The organism is Bradyrhizobium sp. BLXBL-03, from assembly GCF_051853015.1.
Classification (GTDB): domain Bacteria; phylum Pseudomonadota; class Alphaproteobacteria; order Rhizobiales; family Xanthobacteraceae; genus Bradyrhizobium; species Bradyrhizobium manausense.
Map to the genome: position 1 here is coordinate 1,610,020 of NZ_CP182470.1, position 17,574 is coordinate 1,627,593.

The following is a 17,574-nucleotide window of genomic DNA, read 5'->3' on the forward strand; positions in this document are numbered from 1 at the left end:
GCCCGGGAGTTGAGATCGTGTCGACGTCACTCGCGCGCACCTTTGCGGCGCTGAGCGCCATTAACGAAGCGATCCTCTACGCGAAATCGCCGGAGGAGCTGTACCAGATGGTCTGCGACGCCGGGTTTTCCAGCGGAGACTTCATGGCTGTCGCGGTGTTCCTGGTGGAGCCGGAGGGCCAGCACCTGCGTTTCGCTGCCGGTCGTGGCGACGACGTGGCTCGCCTGCGCGCGCTCAAGATCACCACCGAAGCCGGCGCGCCCGAGGGCTTGGGTGTCGGCGGCGAGGCGTTTCGCACCCAGAAGCTCTGCATCAGCAACGACTATCTGAATGATCCGCGCTCGCTGGCATGGCGTGAGGGCGCGACCAAAGCGAATATCGGCGCCGCGGCGGCGCTACCGCTTCTATGTAACGGCAGCAGCGTCGGTGTGCTGTACGTGACCCGCAGCGAGGCCAACTCGCTGAACGAGCAGATCGTGTCGCTGTTCGAGCGCATGTCGACCAACATTTCCTACGCGCTGGAGAATTTTGCGCGCGAGGCCGCGCGGCAGGCCAGCGAGCGGACGACGCGGCGGCTCAACCGCATGTTCGGCGCGCTCAGCGCGACCAATGAAGCCATCCTTCGTGCAAAGAACGAGCAGGAGCTGTATCAGCTCGTGTGCGACGCCTCCGTGCACGGCGGCAAGTCGCTGGCGACCTTCGTTCTGTTGAAGGAACCGGATTCTCACTGGTTGAAGCCCGTCGCCGGCACCGGCGAGAATCTGGAGACCGTGGCGCAGACACTTTACTCTACTGATCCCGACAATCCCTACGGCCGCGGCATTTCCGGCGAAGTGTTTCGAACACAGAAGCCCATTGTCGAGCGTGATCTCGCACGTCGCACCAAGGGAACGCCGTGGGAGCAGCCCAACGTCAACACCGGCGTCGCCGCGCTTGTCGCGGCGCCGCTGGTCAAGCACGGCCAAAGCATCGGCGTCATCCTGGCCTTCCTCAGCCAGTCCTGGGCCGCCGACGGCGAAGTGGTCGGGCTGATGCTGCGCATCGCCGAGAATGTCTGCTTTGCGATCGACAATTTCGACCGCGAGGCCGAGAAGGCCCGGATCGCCGAGGAGGAGGAACGCCTGGCGCGCATGTATGCGGCGCTGAGCGCGACCAACGAGGCGATCCTGCGCGCCCATTCGCGTGCCGAGCTGTTCGATCTCGTTTGCGAAGCAACGGCCAAAGGCGCCAAATTCACCTCGGCCGCCATCGCGCTGGTCGATCACCAGGCCGAGCTGCTCCGCGTCGCCGCCTGTTACGGTCCGAACGCAGATGCGGTTCGCAACTTCAGATTTTCGACCTCGGATCAGGTGCCCGAAGGCCGCGGGTTGACCGGAACGGCTTTCCGTACCCGTCAGCCCTGCATCAGCAACGACGTGCTGTCCGACGACCGGATCAAGCCCTGGGCGGACAATGCCCGCCGCCACGGCATCGGATCAGCCGCGGCGTTGCCGCTGTTCAGCGGCGACCGTATCGAGGGCGTATTCGTGTTCAACTCGCCGGAGCGCGGCACCTTCACGCCGGAATTTGTCGAACTGCTGCAGCGGCTGCAGGCCAATGTCGCCTTTGCGCTCGACAATTTCGATCGGGCCGACGAACGTGCGCGGGCCGAAGCGCAGAAGGAGCGCCTGACGCGCATGTTCGCGGCACTCAGCGCCACCAATGAAGCGATTGTGCGCGCCAAGTCTCGCACTGAGCTGTTCGAGCTCGTCTGCCGGGCCGCGTCCACCGGCGGCAAGTTTACCTCGACGACCATTGCGCTCGCCAGTGCCGACAGCGATCGGCTCGCGATCGTCGCAAGCGCGGGACCTTCCGCCGAGACCACCCGCAACGTCCGTCTCTCCGTCGACGCCGACCGGCCCGAAGGCCGTGGCATGAGCGGAACGGCGTTCCGCACCCGCCAGCCTTGCATCGTTAACGACTACGTCAACGACGGCCGCGTCAGCGCCTTCCATGCTGTCGTCCGGATCGACGGCGCGCGCTCCGGCGCGGCATTTCCGCTGATCACGCACGACAAGGCCGTTGGCGTCATGATCTACATGTCGACGGAACAGGACACCTTCACATCCGAGTTCGTCGAGTTGCTGCAGCGTCTCGCCGACAACGTCTCTTTCGCGATGGAGAATTTCGATCGCGCCGACGAGAAGAACAAAGCCGACGAGCGGATCGAATACCTCGCCTCGCATGACAGCCTGACCGATCTGCCGAACCGCGAGACCTTCAACGGGCTGTTGCGCGAAGCGATCGACAACGCGCAGCGCCATGATCACCGCTTCGCAGTGCTGTTTATCGATCTCGATCGCTTCAAGGTCATCAACGACTCGCTCGGACACGAGGCCGGCGATTTGCTCCTGCTCGAGGTGGCAAATCGCTTGCGCGGCGCGCTGCGGGCCAGCGACGTTGTGGCGCGCCTCGGCGGTGACGAGTTCGTGGTGATCCTCGATCAGTGCGGCGAGATCGACGATGTCCAGCGCATCGCCGCCGGGCTGCTCGCCGCACTCGCCGAGCCGATGGAGCTCGCCGGTCACGAATGCCACACCACGGCGTCGATCGGCATCGCGATGTATCCGGCCAACGGCGCCGATGCACAGACGTTGACCAAGAACGCCGACATGGCGATGTACCTCGCCAAGGAAGACGGCAAGAACGGCTATCGCCTCTTCTCCAAGGAAGTAAAGACGCAGTCGATCGAACGTTTGTCGCTCGAAAGCGCGTTGCGCCGGGCGCTCGAACGGGAGCAGTTCTCGCTGAACTACCAGCCCAAGGTCGACATTGAGACGGGGCAGATCACCGGCGTGGAAGCGCTGCTCCGCTGGAACCACCCCGATCTCGGCAACGTCTCGCCGGCGCAGTTCATCCCGCTCGCGGAAGAAACCGGCCTGATCGTGCCGATCGGCCGCTGGGTGCTGAAGGAAGCCTGCGCGCAGGCGATGGCCTGGCAGCGCCGCGGCCTGCTGCCGTTGTCGATGGCGGTGAACCTGTCGCCGCGGCAGTTCGCCGACGAGCATCTGTTGCAGGACGTCGACGAGGCGCTGGCGGCCTCCGGCATGTCGCCGGTGCTGCTCCAGCTCGAGGTCACCGAGAGCATGATGATGCGCAATGTCGGGCGTGCGCTGAAGGTGCTCGATGCGATCCAGAGCCGCGGCATCCGCTTGGCAATCGACGATTTCGGCACCGGCTATTCGTCGATGTCGCTGATGAAGCATTTCCCGATCGACACGATCAAGATCGACCGTTCCTTCGTGCGCGACCTGCCGCAGGATTCGGAGGACCAGGCGATCGCGCAGGCCATCATCAGCATGGGCAAGGCGCTCGGCATGACGGTGGTCGCCGAGGGCGTCGAGAATGCCGAGCAGGAGGCGTTCCTGCGCACCCATGGCTGCGACGAGATGCAGGGCTTCCTGATCTCCCGGCCGTTGCCGGCGAAGCAGGTGGCCGAGCTGCTGCGGCCGATCGAGCTGCCGATCGCGCCGCCGCTCCAGCCGGAGACGGACTTGGCCGTGGACGAGGCGGGACCGGTGTTGAAACGCGCAATCGTCTGACGGCTGCGCAACGCAATCGAGGCGGATGCGCTACAGCATGATCCGGAAAAGTGTGCAGCGGTTTTTCGAAAAGATCATGCTCAAACAATAACCTAAAAGCGCGATTGTGATTCATCCTGATCACATCGCGCTTTAGGTCTTTAGCGATTGACCGGCCGGTTGCGGCTGAAGAGAAGATAGATCGCGCGGGGATTGGTGGTCAGATAGCGCCAGAACAGACGGCGCGGCTCGAGCCAGGTGCGCCAGGCCCATTCAAGCCCGACCCTCTGCATCCATCGCGGCGCGCGGGAGCGGCTGCCCGACAGGAAGTTGAAGAGGCCGCCTGACGTCTTGATGACGCCGACATTGGTCAGCCGCGGCGTGTATTCCTCGACAAAAGCCTGCTCGTTGGGGACGCCGAGCGCCACCCACAGGAAGTCGGGCGCCAGCGCGTTGATCTCGTCGACCTTGGCCCGCAGCGCCTCGCCATCGAGATAGCCATGGCTGTATCCGACGATCTTGAGCCTCGGATACATGTTCTGGACGCGCCTGACGGCCGCGGCGTTCTCCTCATCGCTGGCGCCGAACATGTAGAAGGTGCGACCGGTCACCTCCGCCTTGCGCGCGACGACATGGAACAGGTCGGTCGTGGCAACGCGCTCCGGCAATGGAAACCAGGACTGCAGCTTCGAGGCCGCCACCAGCGGCTGGCCGTCGGCATTGATCAGATCGGCGGCGCGGAACAGACGTTCGATCTGCGGCTCCGTCGAGCAGCGCGCCAGCACCTCGCCGTTGGCGGAGGTCAGGTACAGCGGCCGGTTGATGCGGTGCCGTTGATCGGTCGCAGCGATCATGAAGTCGGCGGTGGCTTCCAGGTCGAGCGCAGCCATGCGCAGGCCACCGACAGTGATCCGGGGCACGTCGGCGGTTGCAGCCCGACCTTCGAGATTGACGCGGCGCTCAAGCATATTGTTTGCCTCGCTGGAGCGTTTGGGTTGCCGGGGTGAGCTCGTCGAGCACGACACCGACCAGCTTGCGCTGGGCGGCGCCGAGCGCGGTCAGGATCTCTTCCATGCTGTCGTTGATGTCGTGGCTGGTCGGCAGCACCGCTACCAGCGCGTCAGCGCCATCGAGCAGCTTGCGGCCGGCGGCCGAGAGCGGCATCGCGGGGCCGTCGAGAATGACGAGGTCATAACCGCCGGCCGCGCGCGCCTGCGCGATGGCCTGGCGGATCGACTCAGTGGCCTTGCCGGCATCGGTCTCGGTCGCCGGCAGCACCGAGATGCCGTTCACGGTCTTGATCTCGCGCGCGGCCTTGCTGCCGATCGAGAACCAGCCCACCTTGCCGGTTTCGCTCTTGCCCGGGCGTTTGATTCTGTTCGAGAGCGCGTGGGATTGATGGTCGGCATCGACCATCAGCACGCGGCTGCCGTCGCGCGCGGCCGCGAGCGCGAAGTTCAACGTGGTCACGCTGCGCTCCGAGGTCTGCCCGGCCCCGACCAGCGCAATCACGGGCATCGTCTTGCTGCCGGCGCGGCGCGCCATCGCCGCACGCATGTCGCGCAGCGCGTTGAGCAGCGTCGTCAACGGAAATCCGGGCCGGAGTGTCGGCCAGCCGATTCGGGTCAGGTCGACGCCGCTGCCGGTTGCGAGAATGGCGCCGAGCGTGCGGATCACGTCCGCCTCCTGGAGCCGGGCGATCAGCGGCTTCTCGACCAGCGCGAGCGCAGGCAGAGGCGCGGTGGCTTCGGGCTCAGGCATCGCAATTTCGGGTTCAGGCTTGCGTTCGCGACGGCTCGGTTCGGGGGCGGTCGTGCCATTGAACAGATGCTCGGCCGCGACGAACCAGAAGATGGCGGCGAGCGCGCCGAAGCCGAAGCCGATCATTGCGAACAGGGTCATGCCCGGCGGGAACGAGCGGCGTTGCGGTATCGTGGCTTCGCCGATGACGCGGGCCGCCGAGGTGTTCAGGGCTTCCTGTTCCTCGGTCTCGCGCGAGCGCTTGAGAAATGATTGGTAGACATCGCGGCTTGCGTCGGCTTCGCGCTCGAGCTCGCGCAGGCGCACCGCCGCCTGGCTCAGCTGCACGCTCTGTCGCTTCTGCACCTCCAGCGCCCGGTTGAGCGAGGCTTCGTAATCGCGGGCGCGGGTCAGGTCGTTCTTGGCGGACAGTGCGAAGCGATCGATCTCTTCGTTGATGGTGCGCTTGAGATCCTCGACCTGCTTCTCGGTCTGCCGCAGCGCCGGGTGGCGCGGGCCGAGTTCGGCGGTCTGCTCCGCATATTTCTTGCGGGCGTCGGCATATTGCGCGCGCAAATTGGCGATGGTCGGCGATTGCAGCGCTTCGGGGATTGCGCCAGCATCCGCGGCGGTCCGCTTGTTGGCCTCGATCTGGTCCAGCCGCGCTTGGGCGTCCATCGTCGCCGCGCGGGCCGCGGACAGGCGCTGGTTGCTGGAGGAGAGTTGCTGATCGGAGATCAGCGAATCCTGGGTGCCGACGAAATTGTTCTGGGCCTTGTAGTTGGCAAGCGCGGTCTCGGCGTTGCGCAGCCGCTCGCGCAGCTCCTTCAGCCGGCCCGACAATTCGCTGGTGGCGCGCCGCGCCGCCAGGGCCTGGGAGTTGCGGGATTCCGTGAGGTAGGTGCTGGTCAGGGTGTTGGCCAGCATCGCCGCCTTCGCCGGATCGGTCGACCAGACTTCGATGTCGACGATAAAGCTCTTTTCGGTCTTGCGGATCGTGATGTGCTTGTTCAGCGCGTCGAGCGCGGCGAGCTGCACTTCCTTGGCTTCCGCAGCGGAAGGCGTGCGGAGCTGGAGGCCGATCAGGCCGAGCAAGGAGGCAGCCAGGGTCTTGCCGTCGCTGCCGCCGAATTCCGGATCCTTGTCGAGACCCGCCTGCTGGATCACCTGCAGCAGCACGCTGTTGGAGGTGATGAGGCGCGCCTGGCTCTCCACCAGCATGGACATGCCGGAGACGTCCTGCGCGCGCGGCGTCAGCTCGCGATCGACCAGTTGAAGCTCGCGCGGATCGACATAGAGCTGCGCGGTCGCGGTGTAGCGGGGTGCCAGGCTCTTGCCGACGGTGACGGCGAGGCACGCGCCGATCAGTGCCGCGGAGGCAATCGCGATCCTGCGCCGCCACAGCAGGCCGGCGAGCTCCAGCACGTTGAAGCTGGACTCGGATCTCCGCCGCGAGGCTTCCGACCCGGTCGGATTTTTGGCCCGATCGATCGGCTGGTTGTAGTCAAGCATAGTCCCCAGCTTTCATTGCAACGGTCGCGGGCTGAGGGGTTACTCTTCGCTTTACGCCTCGCACCGGGGATATAGGTGCGCAATCAACGCAACAGGGAAAATTAACCATACTCATTGAGGGACTATTCACCGAAATGGCAAACAAAGCGTTTAAGGGCACGCCGCCTCTTGCCGCGTCGTTGGGCCGCCTCGGTGCCGGCAGCCCTGCAGTGATTAACGGTTCGTTACCATGCGTGCCCGGCGGCGCGCACCGGTCCGGCATCGTCGCTTGACGGCCGATCAGCGCGCGCATGGCTCAGCGCCTCCGCAGAACGACGTGACAGTCGCCGCGCCGGAGATCGGCGGCACCGTCGAAGGCTTTGAGCTTCGGCCGCGTCGCCGTCGCGAGATCGATCTTGGCTGACCTGCCCATTGTTTCCAACCGCGCTTGTTCGACTTAAATTTACAGGAAAAATCTCGCGACCTCGAAGAGCAAATCCGGTGCCGCGGGGCATCGCCGATCGCGGTGCTTACAGCTGGGTTAATCAGACCCCGCGTTAACTACGGCATCGTTCGTGCCTGCGCCGCTGGCGCGTGATGGACTGCGAATTGCAGTGTGAGGCGCGACGGAATTTGCAGGAAAAAGCACGCGAAGCGATCAAGCGCATGACAGGACGCCTCCACGGACGCGACATCGACGTCGCGGTGCAATTTGATCACGCGGGCAGGCCGCTCATGCTGGGACGCTTCTGTCCCGTGCGGCCGTGCCGTCGCGGGACAGTCGAGGCAGGGCTTTCTCAACATATCTCAGGCATTGAGAACGCAATGACGCTGATCCCGACAGATTTGTCCGCCAGCCGGATCTCGGAAAGCTTGCGCGATCCCTTCAGGGAGATCGCGGCGAGTTCGCGCGTCATCGACCTCTCGGTCGGCATCGTCGTCTGCATTCCCTGTTTCCGCCGACCTGAACATCTGCGGCTGACGCTGGATTCGCTGGTCAATCAGCGCACCCCGCGCTCATTCGCGGTGGTCATGGTCGAGAACGATGCGGCAGCACGCGCGAGCGCGCCGGTGGCTGCGGAATACCTCGCGTCAGGCAAACTCCAGGGCATCTGTCTGGTCGAGAAGCGGCAGGGCAATTGCCGGGCGATCAACGCCGCGTTCGAGACGGCGCAGGCGGTGTTTCCTGCCGCGACCCGCTTCCTGATGATCGACGACGACGAGATCGCTTCGCCCGATTGGCTCGAGCTGATGGTTCGCACGGCGGAGGCGACCGGTGCCGACATTGTCGGCGGACCGGTGCTGCCCGTGTTTGACGATGACAGCCAGCCCTGGCTCGCGCGTCATCCCGCCTTCTGCCCGGCCTACGACTATACCGGTGCTGTGCCGATGATCTATGGCTGCGGCAATTGCCTGATCACGCGCGCTGCGTTCGACCGGCTCGGCAGCCCCGCCTTCGATCTGCAGTTCAATTTTCTCGGCGGCGGCGATTGCGACTTCTTCTATCGCGGCCGCAATGCCGGCATGATCTTCCACTGGACCGCGGAAGCCGTCATCACCGAGACCGTGCCGCAAAGCCGCACTGGCTTCGGCTGGATCGCCAGGCGGGGCCTGCGCATCGGGGTCATCAACTATCGTGTGCGATCCAAGGCCGCGCACGGTGCGTCGGCACGGGCGCGTCTGTTTGCGCAGACGCTCGGACGGCTGCCGCTGTCTCTGGTCCGCTCGCTCCGCCTGCTGACGTCATCGAGGGCCGTCGTGGCGATGCATCCCTTGCTGGTGGCCGTCGGGTCCGCGCTCGCGGCATTCGGCTTCGATCCGAAGCCTTATGAGGCCTCGAAGATCGTCTCCTGACGGGCTGGCGCAGCGACGCTAGATCCCAAGCCAGGAAAGCGCGACCTTGATCGCTGACCGCGGCATCGCCTTGAGCGATCGCTGCCCGACCATGCCGAGATAGGCAAGCGCCTCGCGATATCGCCCGAAGCGCACCGCCTGCGTCGCAGCATAGGTGACGAGATGGATCTCGGCCGCCTGCCGCAGCCGCGCAGCCGCGCCCGATGGCAGCTTGCCCAGGATGAGCTCGTTACCGAACACGCGCGCCACCGCCGGGAAGAAATCCTGCGGCGTCCGCACTGCCGCATTCATCGTATTGGCCGTGTGCAGCCGATAGTCGAGCAGAAGCTTGGGCACATAGGCGAACTCACCGGTTGCGGCGAGCCGGCACCAGCAGTGCCAGTCCTCGCAATAGCGCAGTGAAACGTCGAAGCCGCCGCTGGTGCGGAAGGCATCGGCGCGAATCAGCATGATGCCGCCGTTGACGATGAAATTGCCGCCGGCGAGCCGTTCCAGCACATTGCCCGAGGGCTTGAGCCGTCCCTTCAAGAGATCGCGGCGGCCGATCGTTCGCCCGGCGCTGTCGATGGTGTTGTAGTCGCCATAGACCAGAACCGCCTGCGGCGCGGTCCTGGCCGTCGCCAGCAATGTCTTGATCGCGTCGGGCCGCAGGCGATCGTCCGCATCGAGGAAGAGCAGCCAGTCCCCGCGTGCGTTGCGGGCACCGAGGTTGCGCGCGGCCGACACGCCGCTGGCGTCGTTCCGCATCAGGCGCAGCCGCGGCTCGCGGATGGCGCGGACGATTGCGTCGGTGCCGTCGGTGGAGCCGTCGTCGACGACGATAATCTCGCCGACGCCGCCCTGCATGAGCGCGCTCTCGATGGCTTCGCCGATATAGGCTGCGGCATTCTTCGCCGGGATGACAACCGACACCGCAGGCGACGTCGCGCGCGCGTCCGCCGCCACCGGGGCTGTGGTCGCTGCATCGAGCATGGCGTCGGTGAGAGGCAAGCGGGGGCTCGTCCTGTTTAAGGATCTGTTAACCAGGCGGCCTGCAGCCGCGGTCCTGGCGTGCGCAGATGATACCCAGATAAGAACCAGATCGGTGTTGCGAACGCGGTCCAAATCATCGGTTTCGTAGATTAGCGTTAAACCCGGGGCGTTAAGTCTGTCGCTGATTTCGACAGGTGCGACAACCGGTCTCGTGCGAAACTACCGGCCTTGATGCCGCGGATGGATGAAAGTGCCCGCAAAGACGTTCGACTACGATCCCGACGACATGATCCTCAACTTGTTCTACGAGGACAAGGACGATCGCTGGTTTCCCGGCGACCGCCATCTGCGTCGCATGGCGCGCAAGATGCTGTTTGGTGAGCCGCGCATGAGCGGGCAGCTGCGCGTGTTCCTCAATCTCTGCGCCGGGCTCGGCCGGCTCGGCATCCGCTATCGCGTCAACGACTACGGCTACATCGCGCAACATCAGGAAGAAGTCGCCTGCATCATCGGCCGCGCCTTCCTGCTCAATAAGTTTGCGTGGAAGAACCCGATCCTGCTTGGCGTTTGTGCCTATAACCATCCGTTCGACGATCCTGACCTGTTCAGGCGGCTTCCAGTCAGGAAATTCCTGGTGCCCGGTCCGTGGTATGCCGAGATGTACCGGCCGCATTGGCCTGAGACGGAGGCCTGGCCCGTGGGCATCGACACGGATCACTGGGCGCCGTCGCGCCCGCGCGACAAGACCGTCGACGTCCTGATCTACGACAAGGTCAGCCTGGATCGCGAGCGGCACGTGCCGGAGCTGCTCGAGCCGGTTCGCGCAAGGCTGACGAGGGAAGGCCGCTCCTTCACCGAGCTGCGCTACGGCAGCTACAGGGAGGAGGACTACCGGTCCGCGTTGGCCCGCTCGCGCGCGATGATCTTCCTGTGTCAGAACGAGAGCCAGGGCATTGCCTATCAGCAGGCGCTGTCCTGCGGCGTGCCGGTGTTTGCCTGGGATCCCGGCGGTCCGTGGCGGGATCCCGACTATTACCCGCACCGCGTCCAGTTCGCGCCCGTCTCGTCGGTGCCCTATTGGGATGATCGCTGCGGGCTCAAGTTCACCGACCACGCCGGCTTCGAGGAGCGCTGGACCGATTTCTGGGCCGGCTGCACCGCGGGAAAATTCGATCCGCGCGGCTATATTGTGGACAATCTGACGCTGGAGCAGCGCGCGCTGCAATATTACGAAATCGCGCGTAGCGTCGCGCGGCAGAGCCGGGTCCCTGCCGCCTCGGGCGTGCTGGTTGACGGATGGTTAACGGGGATGGGCTAGACCCGGCGTAGCCCGGTGTAGACCCTTGGAGTCCCCCATCGTCCCGGCAGGCCTTGAGGCATGGATCGCAGCGCCGCAGACATGACCGACGTCGAGGCCCGCTCGCTGGGCGAGGCGCTGCGCGATGCGCTGGCGAAGTTCGACGTCGCGAGCACGGCGCGTTGTCTTGTTGCCGTTGCAAGCCTGCTGCTGGTGCTGATCACGCTCGATCCGTTTGCCGATCTGCGCAACCCCGACGTCGCCGCCATCGTCAGCGGACGATTGGCGACGACCTACGTCTCGTTCGGATTGCTGGCCGCGGTCGCGGTGCTGCTCACCTTCACGACCGACGCGCCCTCGCTCAGAAGCCTGGTCACGCCGCTGCATCTCTGCCTGATCGGCTGGATGATGATCAATCTCGCATTCTCCGAGAGCCGCGAGATCTCGATCCAGCGCTTCGCGCTCGCGGCCAGCGCCACCACGCTGGCCATCCTGCTGCCGCTGCTGCCGCCGACGCAGCGAAGCTTCGATCTGTGCCTCGGCGGCGCCGCGCTGGTGCTGTTGGTGATATGCTATCTCGGCATCATCCTTGCCCCGCAATATTCGATCCACACCGCGCTCGACATCACCGAGCCGCAGCTTGCCGGCGACTGGCGCGGCAGCTTCGGCCACAAGAACATCGCCTCGCCGGTGATGTCGATCCTGGTCTATACAGGCATTTACCTGACGGCCGTGGGCTCCTACGTGATGGGGCCGGCGATCGCGCTGCTTTCCGGCATCTTTCTGATCTTCACCGGCGGCAAGACGTCCTCGGTGCTGTGTCTTGCGGTCTATGCGCTGGCGTCGGTGGTCTATGCCATCAGAAGCCTGTGGCTGAAGCGGATCATCTGCTTCGCGCCGCTGATCGTGATGAACCTGCTGACGGTCGGCAGCGTCACGAGCCCGGTGCTCGGCGGCATCACGCGGGCGCTTCCGATCGACCCCACCTTCACCGGCCGTTCCGAGATCTGGGAGTTTGCGCTCGGAGCCGTTGCGGAAAGGCCGATCACCGGTCATGGCTATGCGGCGTTCTGGGACGGCGCGGCGGAAGGGAAGACCATCCAGGGCTCGGAATGGGCGGTGACCGCGGCGCACAGCCACAACAGCTATCTCGACCTTGCCGTCACCATCGGCCTGCCGGGCCTCTTGCTCGTCATCCTCATCTTCGTGCTCGCGCCGCTGCGCAATTTCCAGGAGGTCCAGGCCCACAATCGCAGCCATGCGCTGGGCAGGCTGTTCCTGACCATCTGGCTGTTCGGCCTCTACTTCGGAACGACCGAGACCTTCCTGGTCGAGCGGCAGAATCCGGTCTGGTTCATGTTCGCGCTCGCGGTCGCGGGGCTGCACTTTCTGGCCAGGTTCCAATGCGTCGCGCAAGGTGAACCCGATCGCAGACAATCTGTCGCAGCCGCGCGTCCGGATGGCGGCGCGGCTGAAAACATGCGCGCGGGCTGACGGTAACAGCTTAACGATAAGCAGCAACGTAACTTGTAGTCAGCGGCAAAACATCATCTATCTGGACGTGTTCATTAACTGTATGCCCCGCAAATGGCGTTTCTCAGCGTCGAGCAGCTAGACGGTCGGGCCTCAAGCGCGTCGGGAATCTCGGTCGAGTTCCTGCGCGACTGGCAACAGGCGGCATTGCGCCTGAACGGTGGGCATCGCACCGCGTTTCAACATGGTTACTGGCTGGGCGCCTGGTACGAGGCGTTTGAAGGCGTCGCGCCGCTGATCGCTGTCATCACCGACGCGGCGACGGCCAAGGACATCGCTGTCGTGCCGATGTTCAGCCACTTCAGGCGCGGCATCCGTATCGTCGAGTTTGCCGATCTAGGCGTCTCCGACAATAACGCTCCGATCGTTGCGGGGGATGCGAATTTCGATGCGGCCGGCGCCGAGGCGATCAGTGCGGCGCTGGTCGATGGCTTGCGCGCCTTGCCTGATCGTTTCGACCTGCTTCGCTTCAAGAAGATGCCGTCCTATGTCGGCGCCAAGCCGAACCCGCTGGTGTCGCTCGGCCGCTCCGGCTCCTGCTCGCTGAACGCCAATCTCGTGCTGACCGGCGATGACTATGCGGACTATCAGGCATCGATCAAGCGCATGCAGATGCCGCGCTGCTGGCGCGTGTTCAACCGCCATGCCGGCGCCCGCTTCGAGATCGCGACCGACGTCGAACGCGCGCACCAGCTTCTGGACGTGATCGACATCCAGCAGCAGGAGCGCATGCAGCAGATCGGCTTGCGGTTCGTCCTCAACGACGCGGCCCATTCCCGCTTCTACCGCGATGTCGCCCGCCGCGGCGTTGTGGAAGGCTATGCGGTGATTTCGGCGCTCGTCTGCGACGAGGGCATCGTCGCGACCGCGTTCGGCGTCAGATACGGCGCGACCTTCTATTTGCTGCGGATCGGCAATGCCGGCAAGCGATGGGCGAATTGCTCGCCGGGGCTGCTCGTGACCGAGCGCACCATGGCGGCCCTGCATGCGCAGGGCGTGCGGCGCTTCGATCTCAGCATCGGCAATCACGACTACAAGCGCCGCTTCGGCGCCGAGCCGTTGCCATTGACCGATGTCACCGTCGCGCTGTCCTGGCGCGGGCTGCCTTTCGTTCTGCGCGACCATGCCGCGCAGGGACTGCGCCGTCATCCAAGGCTTGCGGCCTTGGCCGCGCGGGCCATGGGCAAGGCGCGCTGAACCGTCGCCGGTTGCAGCGGTCGCTCGAATATCGCATGAATTGTGCTATCGTGACCGCCTCAGCCAGGAGGCGACATGCACGATCGTTCGGACAGATATCGCGCGTTCTTTGCGCAATTGATCTGCGCCGCGGCCAGGGCCACGGACCCTCGCCTCGAGCAGGCCTTTCGCAAGGTGAGGCGCGAGCCCTTCGCCGGGCCCGGGCCGTGGTCGATCACGCTGGGCGGCCATCCCTATGTCGTGACGCCCGATGACGATCCCGCCTTCCTCTATCAGAACACGCTGCTGGCGCTGGATCCGGCGCGCGGCATCAACATCGGCATGCCCGGCGCGCACGCGCATTGGCTCAGCGGCTGCGGTGTCAAGGAAGGAGAGACGGTGCTGCAGATCGGCGCGGGCACGGGCTATTACACCGCGATCCTCGCCGAGCTCGCCGGGCCTGGCGGTTGCGTCTATGCCTATGAGGTCGACGAACGGCTCGCAGCGCTTGCGCGCGAGAACCTGAAGGACATCGCCAATGTCGAGCTGCGCGCGCGCTCGGGCGTTGCCTCCGATCTGCCCGATGTCGACGTGATCTACGTCTGTGCGGGCGCGGCGCAGCCGGCGCCGGAATGGCTGGGGGCGCTGCGGCCCGGCGGCCGGCTGGTGTTTCCGCTGGCGCCCGCGGGCGTGCTCGGCGGCATGTTGATGATCACGCGCCCGCAGCAGGGCACGGCCTGGCCCGCGAAATTCCTGAGCCGCGCCCAGTTCATCGGCTGCGCCGGGCTTCAGGATGCGGAGGCGGGCCGGCGACTGGCCGAAGCGTTCGCAAAAGGCTGGGAGGGCGTGCAGTCGCTGCGGCGAGGCGAGGCGCCCGACGAGACCTGCTGGTTCGCCGGCGACGGCTGGTGGCTTTCAACGGCATCCGCATCTGCGCCTGATGTCAGCATCCCGCCGCACGCGGACATCACGCGGGCGTGACGGATTGCGAGCCGGTGCACTCGGCGCAGTGAAACCGGCCGCGCGAGGCGCGAAACAGGCTGCGGCAATACCAGCGGCGCGCCAGCGCCTGGGCCGGCCTGCGGATCATCTGTGCAATCAAGAGAAGTTCGAAAGCCATCGATATCGCAGGGTCCTGTCCGGAAGTCGTCTCGTCGTCGCTCATAGAGATGGGGCGGCATTCCCGTGAGAGAATGCCGCCCGCGTCGCATCTGCCATGCAGCGGATTGAAGACCTGGCCTAACCGTGCAGCTTCTTCGCGGTCTCCGCGATCTGGCGGCCCTGATAGCGCGCGCCGGCCAGCTCGTTGGCGCTGGGCTGGCGGCTGCCGTCGCCGCCGGTGATCGTGGTGGCGCCGTAGGGCGCGCCGCCGGTGACCTCGTCGAGCTTCATCTGGCCGGCAAAGCCGTAGTTCATGCCGACGATCACCATGCCGAAATGCAGCAGGTTGGTGATGATCGAGAACAGCGTCGTCTCCTGGCCGCCATGCTGGGTCGCGCTTGCAGTGAAGGCGCCACCGACCTTGCCGTGCAGCGCGCCCTTGGCCCAGAGCCCGCCGGCTTGGTCGAGGAAATTCGCCATCTGCGAGGCCATGCGGCCGAAGCGGGTGCCGGTGCCGACGATGATCGCATCGTAATTGGCGAGGTCTTCGATCTTGGCGATGGGGGCGGCCTGATCGACCTTGTAATGTGAGGCTTTCGCGACTTCGGCCGGCACCAGCTCAGGCACGCGCTTGATGTCGACGGTGGCGCCGGCTTCGCGCGCGCCTTCCGCGACGGCATTCGCCATCGCTTCGATATGGCCATAGGCGGAATAATAGAGGACGAGAATTTTGGTCATGGTGGTCTCCGTTGGTGTTCGTGATTTCTCCGTCGTTCCGGGGCGATGCAAAGCATCGAACCCGGAACCTCGAGATTTTCCGGTGCGCAATTGCGCACCTGAGGTTCGGCTCTTCGAGCCGCCCCGGAATAACGATCGATGATGTGGTTACGCCGCGTCGACGAGCACGAACTCGGAATCTTCGAGCGCCGTGATGGTCAGCTTGCTCTCGTCGCGGATCGCGGCCCCGTCGCGCGCATTGACGCGCACGCCGTTGACCTCGACCGCGCCGGCCGCGGGTACCAGATACAGGTGCCGCGCCTTGTGGGGCTCGTACTCCGCGCTCTCGCCGGCCTTCAGCGTGGTGGCGAGCACCCGCGCATCGGCGCGGATCGGCAGCGCGTCGGTGTCACCGTCAAGGCCGCTCGCGATGGTGACAAGCCTGCCGGAGCGATCCGCCTTCGGAAACGGTTTTGAGCCCCAGGTCGGCTGTCCGCCGCGCGCCACAGGCTCGATCCAGATCTGGAAGATCCGGGTCCTGGTCGGCTCGAGATTGTACTCGGAATGGCGGATGCCGCTGCCGGCACTCATCACCTGCACGTCGCCCGCTTCCGTGCGGCCCTCGTTGCCGAGGCTGTCTTGATGGGTGATCGCGCCTTCGCGCACATAGGTGATGATCTCCATGTTGGCGTGGGGATGGGCGGGAAAGCCGGTGTTCGGCGCGATCTCGTCATCGTTCCACACCCGCAACGCGCCATGACCCATGTTGTTCGGATCGTAGTGACTGGCGAAGGAGAAATGATGCTTGGCCTTCAGCCAGCCGTGATCGGCGCCGCCGAGCTTATCGAAAGGTCTGAGTTCGATCATTTGCGTCATTCCCTGGGTTGGAGCAGTCCTCAATTCCTGATGGACCTTGGATAAGCCGTCGCCTGTGGTATAGAAATAGAAACTGTCGAAACACATTGTTTCCCAAGATAACCCTGACGGACCCAGCCATGGCCAAACTCCCCGATTTCGAGGCGCTCGCGATTTTTGCAAAAGTCGTGGAGCTACGGTCGTTTGCGGGGGCCGCCAGCGAGCTCACAATGTCCAAGGCGACAGTGTCCAAGGCTGTCACCCGCCTGGAGGAGCGGTTGGGGGCCCGCTTGTTCAACCGCACCTCGCGGCGGCTCGCGCTGACCGATGCCGGCCACAAGCTCGCCGACCGCGCCACGCGGCTGCTCGCCGACGGCGAGGCAGCCGAGAACGAGGCCTTGGCGCAATCGGTGGCGCCGCGCGGGCTGGTGCGGCTGGCGGTGCCCATGACGTTCGGCATCAAGGCGGTGGCGCCGCTCTTGCCGGAGTTCTTCGAGGCCTATCCGGAGGTCTCGGTCGATCTTCACTTGAGCGATGCGACCGTCGATCTGATCGGCGAAGGTTTCGACATGGCGGTGCGGATCGCGCGCCTGCCGGATTCCTCGCTGATCGCGCGACGGCTGTTCACCATGCCGCGCTTCACCGTGGCCGCGCCGTCCTATCTGAAAAAACACGGCCGTCCCACGCATCCGATGCATCTCGCCGAGCACAAATGCTTCGCTTACGCCTATCTCTCGACACCGAACCTCTGGCACTACACCAACGCCGCCGGCGAGCAGGCCAGCGTCCGTCCCGGCGGCCAGCTTCGCGTCAACAACGGTGAAGCCGTGATGCCCTCGCTCATCGCCGGCCTCGGCATCGCCGAGCTGCCCGAGTTCATCGTCGGCGAAGCCATTTCGTCCGGCGCCGTCGAGGTCATCCTGAAAGACTGGAAGCAGGCCGAAGGCGCCGTGCACCTGGTCACTCCGCCCGGCGGCCCGCGCCCCGCGCGCGTCGAAGCGCTCGCTGATTTCCTGGCGGCGAAGCTGCCCGGCACCTGCAAGCGGAAGCCGCAGAAGCGTGCGAAGGCGGGATAGCCACTATGGAGGCCGTTAGTCTATCCTGCAAACAGCTATCGTAGGACCTCCTACCCTTCGTCAAGGGTGGAAGTCCCTGACAGATAACCATAGCACCGTGCTCGACGCTATCCAGGACGCTTCGCGCCGGCTTTGCCGGTGCCTATGGCATCCTGGACAGCGTCTGCGCGCGGCGCTCTTGCGTTCGGCAGGTCGGGACGAA

Annotated in this window: 13 protein-coding genes; 7 read left to right on the forward strand and 6 right to left on the reverse strand. The window is 65.1% G+C overall.

The annotated features are described in order from the left end of the window. Positions 1 to 17 precede the first annotated feature (17 nt). Positions 18 to 3,581: a bifunctional diguanylate cyclase/phosphodiesterase gene (locus tag ACNJX9_RS07680; RefSeq protein WP_057752557.1), complete on the forward strand. Its 3,564-nt coding sequence runs from the start codon at positions 18 to 20 to the stop codon at positions 3,579 to 3,581. Positions 3,582 to 3,721: 140 nt separating this feature from the next. On the opposite strand, the gene ACNJX9_RS07685 is transcribed toward ACNJX9_RS07680, so the two are convergent. Then, positions 3,722 to 4,528, reverse strand: a complete 807-nt coding sequence (locus ACNJX9_RS07685) for a WecB/TagA/CpsF family glycosyltransferase (RefSeq protein WP_439408337.1) — start codon at positions 4,526 to 4,528, stop codon at positions 3,722 to 3,724. Beyond that, positions 4,521 to 6,812, reverse strand: coding sequence for an exopolysaccharide transport family protein (locus tag ACNJX9_RS07690; RefSeq protein ID WP_439408338.1), 2,292 nt, complete (start codon positions 6,810 to 6,812; stop codon positions 4,521 to 4,523). The genes ACNJX9_RS07685 and ACNJX9_RS07690 overlap by 8 nt, the downstream gene beginning before the upstream one ends. Before the next feature lie 804 nt (positions 6,813 to 7,616). Between ACNJX9_RS07690 and ACNJX9_RS07695 the strand changes: the two genes are divergently transcribed. Then, positions 7,617 to 8,645 carry a glycosyltransferase family 2 protein gene (locus ACNJX9_RS07695; RefSeq protein WP_439408339.1) on the forward strand — a complete coding sequence of 343 codons (1,029 nt, stop codon included), beginning with the start codon at positions 7,617 to 7,619 and terminating at the stop codon, positions 8,643 to 8,645. Positions 8,646 to 8,663: 18 nt separating this feature from the next. Here the strand turns inward: ACNJX9_RS07695 and ACNJX9_RS07700 are convergent, their stop codons facing one another. After that, a complete protein-coding gene (locus ACNJX9_RS07700; RefSeq protein ID WP_439410023.1) occupies positions 8,664 to 9,617 on the reverse strand; it encodes a glycosyltransferase in 954 nt (317 codons plus the stop codon). Positions 9,618 to 9,867: 250 nt separating this feature from the next. On the opposite strand from ACNJX9_RS07700, the gene ACNJX9_RS07705 reads away from it, so the two are divergent. From ACNJX9_RS07705 to ACNJX9_RS07720, 4 genes are all read left to right on the forward strand, one after another. Then, positions 9,868 to 10,935, forward strand: a complete 1,068-nt coding sequence (locus ACNJX9_RS07705) for a glycosyltransferase (RefSeq protein WP_439408340.1) — start codon at positions 9,868 to 9,870, stop codon at positions 10,933 to 10,935. 60 nt (positions 10,936 to 10,995) lie between these two features. After that, the gene (locus tag ACNJX9_RS07710; RefSeq protein WP_439408341.1) at positions 10,996 to 12,408 is read left to right on the forward strand and encodes an O-antigen ligase family protein; all 1,413 of its coding nucleotides are present in this window, start codon (positions 10,996 to 10,998) and stop codon (positions 12,406 to 12,408) included. Positions 12,409 to 12,501: 93 nt separating this feature from the next. Next, entirely contained in the window at positions 12,502 to 13,644 is a 1,143-nt protein-coding gene (locus ACNJX9_RS07715; protein WP_439408342.1) for a GNAT family N-acetyltransferase, read from the forward strand. 75 nt (positions 13,645 to 13,719) lie between these two features. Further along, a complete protein-coding gene (locus ACNJX9_RS07720) occupies positions 13,720 to 14,604 on the forward strand; it encodes a protein-L-isoaspartate O-methyltransferase family protein (RefSeq protein WP_439408343.1) in 885 nt (294 codons plus the stop codon). Here ACNJX9_RS07720 and ACNJX9_RS07725 read toward each other — a convergent pair. The 3 genes from ACNJX9_RS07725 to ACNJX9_RS07735 form a co-directional block, all read right to left on the reverse strand. Continuing rightward, the gene (locus ACNJX9_RS07725; RefSeq protein WP_439408344.1) at positions 14,591 to 14,743 is read right to left on the reverse strand and encodes a hypothetical protein; all 153 of its coding nucleotides are present in this window, start codon (positions 14,741 to 14,743) and stop codon (positions 14,591 to 14,593) included. The two genes, ACNJX9_RS07720 and ACNJX9_RS07725, sit on opposite strands and share 14 nt — an antisense overlap. 119 nt (positions 14,744 to 14,862) lie before the next feature. Continuing rightward, the gene (wrbA, locus tag ACNJX9_RS07730; protein ID WP_439408345.1) at positions 14,863 to 15,462 is read right to left on the reverse strand and encodes an NAD(P)H:quinone oxidoreductase; all 600 of its coding nucleotides are present in this window, start codon (positions 15,460 to 15,462) and stop codon (positions 14,863 to 14,865) included. Between the two features lie 147 nt (positions 15,463 to 15,609). Beyond that, positions 15,610 to 16,308: a pirin family protein gene (locus ACNJX9_RS07735; protein ID WP_439408346.1), complete on the reverse strand. Its 699-nt coding sequence runs from the start codon at positions 16,306 to 16,308 to the stop codon at positions 15,610 to 15,612. Positions 16,309 to 16,436: 128 nt separating this feature from the next. Here ACNJX9_RS07735 and ACNJX9_RS07740 point away from each other — a divergent pair, with 128 nt between their 5' ends. Beyond that, a complete protein-coding gene (locus ACNJX9_RS07740) occupies positions 16,437 to 17,372 on the forward strand; it encodes a LysR family transcriptional regulator (protein ID WP_057752528.1) in 936 nt (311 codons plus the stop codon). The last annotated feature ends 202 nt before the right edge of the window (positions 17,373 to 17,574 follow it).

What these genes read in the sequence shown, in the direction of transcription:
- ACNJX9_RS07720 (WP_439408343.1), top strand. Translation starts at nt 13,720, where the DNA reads ATGCACGATCGTTCGGACAGATATCGCGCGTTCTTTGCGCAATTGATC.
- ACNJX9_RS07725 (WP_439408344.1), bottom strand. Translation starts at nt 14,743, where the DNA reads ATGGCTTTCGAACTTCTCTTGATTGCACAGATGATCCGCAGGCCGGCC.
- ACNJX9_RS07735 (WP_439408346.1), bottom strand. Translation starts at nt 16,308, where the DNA reads ATGATCGAACTCAGACCTTTCGATAAGCTCGGCGGCGCCGATCACGGC.
- wrbA (WP_439408345.1), bottom strand. Translation starts at nt 15,462, where the DNA reads ATGACCAAAATTCTCGTCCTCTATTATTCCGCCTATGGCCATATCGAA.
- ACNJX9_RS07700 (WP_439410023.1), bottom strand. Translation starts at nt 9,617, where the DNA reads ATGCTCGATGCAGCGACCACAGCCCCGGTGGCGGCGGACGCGCGCGCG.
- ACNJX9_RS07685 (WP_439408337.1), bottom strand. Translation starts at nt 4,528, where the DNA reads ATGCTTGAGCGCCGCGTCAATCTCGAAGGTCGGGCTGCAACCGCCGAC.
- ACNJX9_RS07740 (WP_057752528.1), top strand. Translation starts at nt 16,437, where the DNA reads ATGGCCAAACTCCCCGATTTCGAGGCGCTCGCGATTTTTGCAAAAGTC.
- ACNJX9_RS07695 (WP_439408339.1), top strand. Translation starts at nt 7,617, where the DNA reads ATGACGCTGATCCCGACAGATTTGTCCGCCAGCCGGATCTCGGAAAGC.
- ACNJX9_RS07710 (WP_439408341.1), top strand. Translation starts at nt 10,996, where the DNA reads ATGGATCGCAGCGCCGCAGACATGACCGACGTCGAGGCCCGCTCGCTG.
- ACNJX9_RS07690 (WP_439408338.1), bottom strand. Translation starts at nt 6,812, where the DNA reads ATGCTTGACTACAACCAGCCGATCGATCGGGCCAAAAATCCGACCGGG.
- ACNJX9_RS07715 (WP_439408342.1), top strand. Translation starts at nt 12,502, where the DNA reads ATGGCGTTTCTCAGCGTCGAGCAGCTAGACGGTCGGGCCTCAAGCGCG.